This is a genomic window from Massilia sp. P2_C2, assembly GCF_056404615.1.
In genome coordinates this window covers 1-1,522 of sequence record NZ_JBFUDR010000584.1, presented here as the reverse complement: position 1 = coordinate 1,522, position 1,522 = coordinate 1, and the positions used below count along the sequence as shown (strand labels likewise).

1 protein-coding gene is annotated in these 1,522 nt (G+C 43.3%); it reads left to right on the top strand.

Annotated features, from left to right (window positions below; all coding sequences use genetic code 11):
* The first annotated feature begins 426 nt into the window (after nt 1–426).
* Nucleotides 427–1,299, top strand: a complete 873-nt coding sequence (locus tag AC1DYX_RS31050; protein WP_477266063.1) for a hypothetical protein — start codon at nt 427–429, stop codon at nt 1,297–1,299.
* The last annotated feature ends 223 nt before the right edge of the window (nt 1,300–1,522 follow it).

The following is a 1,522-nucleotide window of genomic DNA, read 5'->3' as shown; positions in this document are numbered from 1 at the left end:
GTTTTTCGAGGTGCCCTGCTGTATTGTCTACTCATCTTTAAAAACAAAATTTGGCCGAGTACTTAGATGAATCTATTCAAGAAAGACATTGCAGCGTTTTAATATCAGTACTCCAAAGGAAATTTTCACTCCCAATTCCGCTTTCATTCACAAATAACATCAACATCAAATCGCAAAAATATCCAATCAGCCATCAAAGTATACCTATGTATCTTAATAGGTCTGCATCATATCCGATCAACGTAACTTAACGGATGAGCCATGGCGCCGGCAGCTCGTTAATCCACAGAAACATACTTGGCCCGACCCTAAAGTTAAGTAACAACTTTTCAGAGCTCTATTCAAAATAAATAGTCGCCTGTGATTCTCTGTAAGAAATAAATATTTTCATCCGACAAATCGACACAACAAGAAGGAGACATTATTATGAAAATTTATGCTCTTGACGGCTCCACTCAATGTGGCATGTCGGAAGCGATCTCGACTGAAGAGATGACAAAAGAACTGGAGGCCGCAGGGGTTAAAGTATCAAATGCAGACAGGGTGAAAACTCCACTTTTTTTTCCTTCAGCCTGTGGTCAGCCGACAGGATCAGCGAACGTTTTCGAAATTGATACAAAAGATCTGGCCATTGCTATGCAATTACCACGTGGCTATCAGCCTTGGTTATTTGATGCAGAATGCATCGACGTCTACAAATTTAACGGTGCCCTACAATGCCATCCAGAGATCAAACCAACTTCCCTTGATGCAGTAAAACAAGAATTACAAAGTGCAGGAATCGATGTAAAGGACCTGAGACAGGACCATCTGGGATTAGTTCCTACGTTATGTGGGTTCCCAACTGGGGAAATTAATGTCGCTTCCATTGCAACCGATCAATACGCGCGAGCAACAAGTTTGGGCTACTCACTTCTTGCGATACACGTCTCAACTGTGGCTGATCCGAAAGTACTTTCGAGCTTCGAGACATTACTAAATTCTAGAGCCTTTCGTGTAAATGGGCTGACTTCATTAACTCCAGTCAACGATCCGGAAGGCCCCCATCTTTGGCCATGGCCGAAACCACAATTACCAGTTGGCCCGTTTCCATTCCCTGGGCAATTTGAACCTGCACCGTTCCCGCTCCCCACTTTACCGAACATGCCCGCACACGCCCATCGGTTAATTTCGGAGTTACCCAGTCACGTATTCCGCTTGATTCGCCCTGGCGATCCAGTCACTCTTGATCTACGCCGCGAACGCTTTAATGTCACGGTTGATAAAAATAATGTTATCGTGTCTGTCGGATTTTTCTAACCGCTTCGCCATGCTTTGATTTTTTCTAAGGGTCGAATTATGCGTTGGTAAGCCTTACTAGGGGCTATCATGAAGAAATATTTAAAGCTACTGTCGATCATCATTTTTTCGTCGCTCGTATGTAGTTGCACAATTTATGGTTCCAAGTCTGTCGAACAAACAACGCTAAATGAAGGGCAATTTTACATGTTACCGAAAGCTTTGATCCCGCTTACAGTAACTG